The 6,597-nt window shown below is 49.0% G+C and carries 5 protein-coding genes; 1 reads left to right on the plus strand and 4 read right to left on the minus strand.

Annotation, left to right across the window (positions count from 1 at the left end):
• Window positions 1–9: 9 nt before the first annotated feature.
• The 3 genes from ACF8PK_RS09625 to ACF8PK_RS09635 all read right to left on the minus strand — a co-directional run bounded on the left by ACF8PK_RS09625 (window position 10) and on the right by ACF8PK_RS09635 (window position 3,913).
• Entirely contained in the window at window positions 10–2,079 is a 2,070-nt protein-coding gene (locus tag ACF8PK_RS09625; RefSeq protein ID WP_392441034.1) for a protein-disulfide reductase DsbD family protein, read from the minus strand.
• Window positions 2,080–2,171: 92 nt separating this feature from the next.
• Complete coding sequence (locus ACF8PK_RS09630; RefSeq protein WP_392441037.1) at window positions 2,172–3,251, minus strand: redoxin domain-containing protein; 1,080 nt, start codon at window positions 3,249–3,251, stop codon at window positions 2,172–2,174.
• 44 nt (window positions 3,252–3,295) lie between these two features.
• Window positions 3,296–3,913 (minus strand): FMN-dependent NADH-azoreductase, encoded by a 618-nt coding sequence (locus tag ACF8PK_RS09635; RefSeq protein ID WP_392441040.1) that lies wholly within the window; start codon window positions 3,911–3,913, stop codon window positions 3,296–3,298.
• Window positions 3,914–4,022: 109 nt separating this feature from the next.
• Here ACF8PK_RS09635 and ACF8PK_RS09640 point away from each other — a divergent pair, with 109 nt between their 5' ends.
• A complete protein-coding gene (locus tag ACF8PK_RS09640) occupies window positions 4,023–5,402 on the plus strand; it encodes a PLP-dependent aminotransferase family protein (RefSeq protein WP_392441043.1) in 1,380 nt (459 codons plus the stop codon).
• A gap of 98 nt (window positions 5,403–5,500) precedes the next feature.
• On the opposite strand, the gene ACF8PK_RS09645 is transcribed toward ACF8PK_RS09640, so the two are convergent.
• Window positions 5,501–6,597, minus strand: a 1,097-nt coding sequence (locus ACF8PK_RS09645; RefSeq protein WP_392441046.1) for an NAD(P)/FAD-dependent oxidoreductase, incomplete at its 5' end; no start/stop codon positions are given.

The following is a 6,597-nucleotide window of genomic DNA, read 5'->3' on the forward strand; positions in this document are numbered from 1 at the left end:
GCATCGTGGCTAGTCAGGTAACTGATTCAGAAGAATTGTCGGCGTGAGGATCTGAGGCAGCTCCTCTGGTGCATCGACCCCTTTTCGATACCACAGATAGAGCGGCACGCCCGAACGCTTGTGCTGTGTCAAGAACTGCGTGATGGCACTGTCGCCATGGGTCCAGTCGCCGACCATCGTGACCACGCCCTGTTGCTTCAACGCTGCTTGCACGCTGTCTCGCGCTATCGAGGTTTTTTCATTCACTTTGCACGTCAAACACCAATCTGCCGTGAAATATAAAAATATATCGTGCTCCGCTTTTATCGTATCCAGCTTGGCTTGCTCAAACGGTAGAGTATTGGATTCGAGATGAGAAGACTGTGCCAAAGGCTCTGAATCCCACGAGACCATCACCGACAGCGACATCAAGCTCAACACAATGGCTGGCCACCAGCGCATTTTGCGTTGTGACACCTGCCATAAACCGGTGAGCCACAAGCCAAAGGTAGACAGCATAGTCGCCGCAATGACCAACAAGATGAAATCGCTGCTGGTCTGGCGCATCAATATCCATAACAGCCCCAGCACCGTGACAAACATAGGCAGTGCCAGAATGCGTCTAGCGGTGACCATCCACGACCCCGGTTTTGGCAGCATTGTGCGCAACCTTGGCATAAAGCTCACCAACAAAAATGGCAACGCCATACCAAAACCTAATCCGGCAAAAATCATCAATGCACTGACCAGCGGCAACACCAAGGCGGCACCTAATGCGGTGGCCATGAATGGCCCCGTACAAGGCGTCGCGACAAATGCCGCAAGGACACCGGTCCAAAAATCGCCTTTGGGTCCTTTGGCGTCTTGCAAGCGCGACCCCGAAGTGAGCGTTCCAATCTCATACAACCCTGCCAAGTTAAAGCCGATCGCATTCATCAACAGAATCAGCGCCGCAATGACAATCGGGCTTTGCAGTTGAAACGCCCATCCGACTTGATGACCCAGCGATCTGAGCGCCAGAATGACGCCGCCCAGCACCACGCACACCAAGACTGCGCCGAACATATAGGCGAGTGCACCGGCTCTGGCTTCTTTTTCAGCCCCCTGATGCGCGATGCTGAGAATTTTCAGGCTCAAGATTGGAAAGACGCACGGCATGATGTTGAGCAACAGGCCACCAGCCACAGCGCCCAGAAATGCAATCATCGAGAGCGCGATATCATTGTCCATCCATGAATCTTGCTGACCGGACAATGCACTTGGCGCGTCGATGCGTTCGGCCTTGAACCGCAACGATGTGTCACTATTGAGCACGAGAACGCCTTCAAACAGATCGCCGTCCGCGTCGCCTTTCGCCGTGCTCATCATCAGGCTATCATCATTTAACGTGAAGTGTTGAACAGCGCTGTTAGACATCAAATCGTTAATGATTGGGTACACGTGCACGTTCTTCATATCGACGTTGTTCAGATAAAAAGAACCGGGTAATGGCAAACGCAGTGTCAACGTCTCGTTGCTGGTGTAAAACTGCCCGGTTTCGTGCATGGGTTTGGGGATTTTCGCTTGCCACTGATTCAATCGATTTTGCAAGGCGCTCGCTGCCGTGCCATCAGCAACCGTCAACGTCACACTTAGTGACTGACTTTCCGGTAGACAACTTTCTGGGTTACATACCAAGTAATTGAGCCCAAGCGCTAAATCGATCGAGTCGCCGGCTTGATAGTCGTTACTGATCGTCAGCGGCGCCAACAACACGTATTCACCATGGTAGATGTAATTCATTAAACCACTGGTGAGCAGTTGGCTTGGTGCCGGGTAAGCAAATTCACCAACGGTCACGCCTTTCGGTAAAGACCATTTGAAATGATTGGCAAAACCAGCGTCACCTGGGTTTTCCCAATACCCATGCCAGCCTGCTTGTGGTGTCATTTTTAACGCTAATATTTGTGTTTGACCCGCGGACGGATGTTCAGACGCCGTAACAATGGAAGCAGACAGTAAATAGTTCGGGCCATCATCCGGGTCACTCAACGCTTGAAATGAAGCCATTATCCAAGCGGAAAACGTGATGATACGGACGAAAAGAGCAATATACTTCATGGTTTTCATCTCTAATAATTCAACGAATGGCTGTTATGATTCATGTGAAATAAAAATAACAGCCATTGGGGGACACTTTATATTTTAGAATTTCACAATGAAGTTAAAACATTTTCAAATTCACTATCTTGCACTGAGACTTTCGATTCAATACGTCCACTTTTATCCATTAAAATAATGGTTGGAATTTGGTTCACGCCAAATGCTTCAAATAGTTTCCCATCACCGTCAAATACAATCGGTAAACTGGTTCCATAACTCTTTTTATATTCGTGCAGCTCAGCCACAGAGGACCAAACATTGGTGGATATTGAAACCCACTTCATATTGTTTGATTTGGATTTCTCCTCTAGCAGTTCGCGGACCTGAGTACACGCCTTTGACGATTCCGGCGCGGTCTCTTCCAAATACCATTCGCACCAGGGGCCAAAAAAGACCAGCCCGACTTTGGCGCTATTGTCCTCGCCAAACTTCAACTCGATGTTGTTGTCATTAATCGTGGTGAACGCTAGATTTTTTAGCGTGTCGCCAACTTGATACGTATGCGCATCCGGTGCCGACGAGTGAGCGATGCTCACCTTGTCGACGGTGGACTGGTGGACGGTAGACTGGTGAATGACACGCTCAAGTTGGTTGTGAAAATTTTCGTCATCGACATGACCAAAGTAAGAAAATCGGCCTTGTTTATCAATCAACACATGTTGCGGTGTCACTCTCAGTTGAAAGGCTCGAGCGAGTGTTCCGTCATCAATCACCGTCGGCATCGTCAGCCCCATTTTTTTCAAAAACGGTTTCACCGACTGCTGGTTGTCATTGATGCCCGTATTGACCGATATCACTTCGATCTGATCGTGATATTGCTTGTATATGGCTTCAAACCCGGGCATTTGCTCACGGCAAGGGATGCACCATGTCGCCCAGAACTTGATATAGACCGGTTTCTTGCCATACATCTCGCTCAAGTCAATCGTACTGCCGTCAATGGTGGTGATTTTCATTTCGGGCGCCGGTTTACCGACCAAAAATTCTCCCGCCGACTGAGCACGACGTTGGCCGTCAGCGGCGTAGTCAATCTCTTCCGCGTGTGCTTGCTGATAGAAAGGCGCGAGGCTGAATACCGCCGTTACAAAGAGGTTTAAATATTTTTTGTGTATAGGCTTCATGTTGAGCATCCTATTTAAAGTGACTTTAAAGGTTTAAGTAATAAAATTGATAATCATTGGGTTTTGATGACGTGTTCTTCTAGATGCGATAATAGTTTTTGACGAATGAATTCAATATTATTTTCGATCACATCCTGAGAAGACACGGTACTTTCAATTGCGAAGAAACTGACACTGTTAATGCCAATCGTGCTGAGTATTTCTTTCATATACGGTGTGAAAAAATCAGGTTGATACGCATTATTTCCTGAAAACGTCCCACCGGAAGAAATAAGCACATACACCGGTTTATCATCTAATAATCCCAATTTTCCGGTTGGCGTGATGGCGAACGTCTTTTGAGCGCGCACTACATGATCCACCCAGCTTTTTAACCCGGCAGGCAGAGAGAAGTTATGCATCGGAGACGCCACGATCACCAAGTCGGCTGCGATTAAATCGTCAATCAATCGATTCGATACAGCCAGGCTGCCCGTCGACTCATCGTGCTGCTGTTCAATGCTCGCCACGGAGATCGAATATTCGCTATCCACCTGCGCCAGTCGCGTCACGTTTTCTTCCGTCACGCTCACAGGCGTCAATGTCGACACACGCTGAAGCAGTGATTGCGCAAGGGCATACGTCGAGGATGTTTGTTGCCTCGGGCTACTGTTAATCAATAGTATTTTCATATTGTCTCCAAAACTTCGATAGTCACGCCGTATTGGTAGTGATGTTACAAGCTAATATGGCTTACAATAAGAGCCATAAGTTTAAGATTTTTATGGACCATAATTGGACATGCAAAAAGGCCAGGACAAACTGTTTGCCTACAAGCTGGTTTACAAGCGGATTCACAGCGCGATTTTAGAAGGCGTGCTCAAACCCGGTGAGCGAATCCCATCGGCACGTGCCCTCGCCAAGGAGATGGGACTATCCCGTGGCAGCGTGGAAGAAGGCTACGCCCTTCTGAAATCCGAAGGTTTTATCGAAGCAAACGGGCAAGCGGGAACACGAGTCAGCCAAAGCGTTATCGAACAACCGAGGCCGTCTTTAAGCGAAGTGACGGTGCGTCAGCCCGGCTTTTCTGCCGACCTGCAAACAACGGATATCCTCCCTTTTCAGCTTGGTATTCCTGCTCTGGATGCTTTCCCCTTTAAAAGCTGGGCGCGCATGGCCGCAAGAAATGCGCGTCATACCGCGATAGAGAATTTGACGTATCCTTCGGTGTATGGCTTGCCAGAACTGAGACTCGCAATTGCCCAATATTTGAACGTGTATCGCGGTGTGCAATGTCAGCCGACGCAGGTGTTTATTACGTCCGGCTATGTGAACTCATTAAAGTGGATCACGAAGGCCTTGCTCTCTGTCGATGACAAAGTGGGGGTTGAAGACCCGGGTTATCCGTTCACCAAGTTGATATTGGAAAATGAGCGCCTGACGCCCGCGTTTGTGCCCGTCGATGACAGCGGCGTCACCATCCCTCAAGATCGTGGCATCAAAGCGCTCGTTGTCACACCGGCACACCAAAGCCCAACGTGTGTCTCTCTGTCACTGCAACGACGCCAGATGTTGTTGGATTGGGCAATCACCCAAGACAGCTGGATCATTGAAGACGACTACGACGGCGAATACCGACACACTGGCCTGCCGTTGCCCGCATTGAAGAGTTTAGATAGCCAAGACCGGGTCATTTACTCGGGGACATTCAGTAAAGTGTTATTCCCTAACCTCAGAACGGCCTATATTGTGGTTCCGCAAAACTTGGTGAACCGTTTTGAGCAACTCTCCGATTTGTATGCTGGCAATGTCGCTGGCTTGACCCAACTCTGTATTGCCAACTTCATGCAAGAAGGGCACTTCAGCCGTCATATTCAACGGATGCGCAAGTTGTATCGCAAACGCAGAGAGTTCACGGCCAGATTATTTGCTCAATATCTGGGGGATAAGGTCTTCATCGAGCCGCAACCCGGCGGCATGCACATGATATTGAAATTCAACGATTCCAGCTGCGATGACGTCGAGATAGCCAAAACACTGTTGCATGAAGGGCTCTATTCTCAAGCGCTGTCGCAGTGGTCTTCAACGCCAATTCATCCCGGCCTGATTCTCGGCTTCACCAACATCAAAACAGAAGAAGAATGTACCGCGCTGATATTCAGACTCAAAGCACTGCTTTAACCTGTCCCATCTATCTCAGTTTATCGAATCTAAACCAGACACAGACAAAACGCGTACATGGCGTTTTGTCTGTGTGATTTACCGTGTAGTAACGTGACTTATACCCAAGGGGCAAGCGGATCGGCCTGTTCCATGATCAAGTCCAGTTCTGCTTTTGGCGGGTAAATGAGTTCATTGGTGATGGCGATTTTGATTTTTTTGGCGTCTTCTTTGACGGATTTGACTTTCTGATCCCAGCCTTCAGTAAACACCGCCCCCCATGAACCGAGGTCCAAACACGTCACATAGTTTTCTTGTTTGTAGGGCAAGTAATCACAATCGAGTAAGCTCGCGGCGACATTATGCCCGGCGAATTTACCCATTAATATCGCATGTTGGCAGCTCATCAATGCATGATTGCCTTTATCATCCGTTGCAGCATACGCCACATCGCCAGTGGCGAAGATGTTCGGCTGATCGATCACTTTCAACGATGACTCAACATGTAGCCTGCCCTGCGGGGCTTGCTGTTTCTCGAACACGTTTGTTAAATCGTTCGCTTTGACGCCAGCAGTCCAGATGACAGTCTTGGATTGAATCTCTTCGCCAGAACAGAGTCGTAAACCGTGAGCAGTGATTTCTTCAATCTGCGCATTCAGCATCCATTCAATTTCCAGATCGTCTGTCGCTTGCTTGATGACATCTTGCAACGCTTGACTGTAATTGGTACCAATCTGGCCATTGCGCTCCACGATGATGACTCGAACTGGCTCACTCTCCCCCAGCAGCGCTTTGAGTCTGGCAGGCAGTTCCGTCGCGATTTCAATCCCGGTGAATCCCCCGCCACAAACCACAACGGTATTGCGAGCCTGAGAAGACGGCTGATTTGCCAGGCCGTTGATGTGCTCTTCCAAAACTGCGGCGCTGTCGATTTGGTCAAGGTCAAACGCATGTTCTGCAATGCCTTTCACCATATCTCGGCGTAGATTCGAACCAGCCGCTAACACAAGTCTGTCGTAGTACTTGGTGACCGAGCGCTGATTTTCATCAACATAAACCACTTGTTGAGTGTCCGATTCAATGTTGGTGACCTGCCCAACAACGAATTTCACGCCCATCGTCTCAAACACTGGCATCAACGGAGAAACCAGTGTTTGTACTTTTGACTCATAAAAGCGCGGGCGAACACGCAGCTCTGCAACAGGCGCGATGACCG

The organism is Vibrio sp. CJQ_6, assembly GCF_043106745.1.
Lineage (GTDB): Bacteria > Pseudomonadota > Gammaproteobacteria > Enterobacterales > Vibrionaceae > Vibrio > Vibrio furnissii.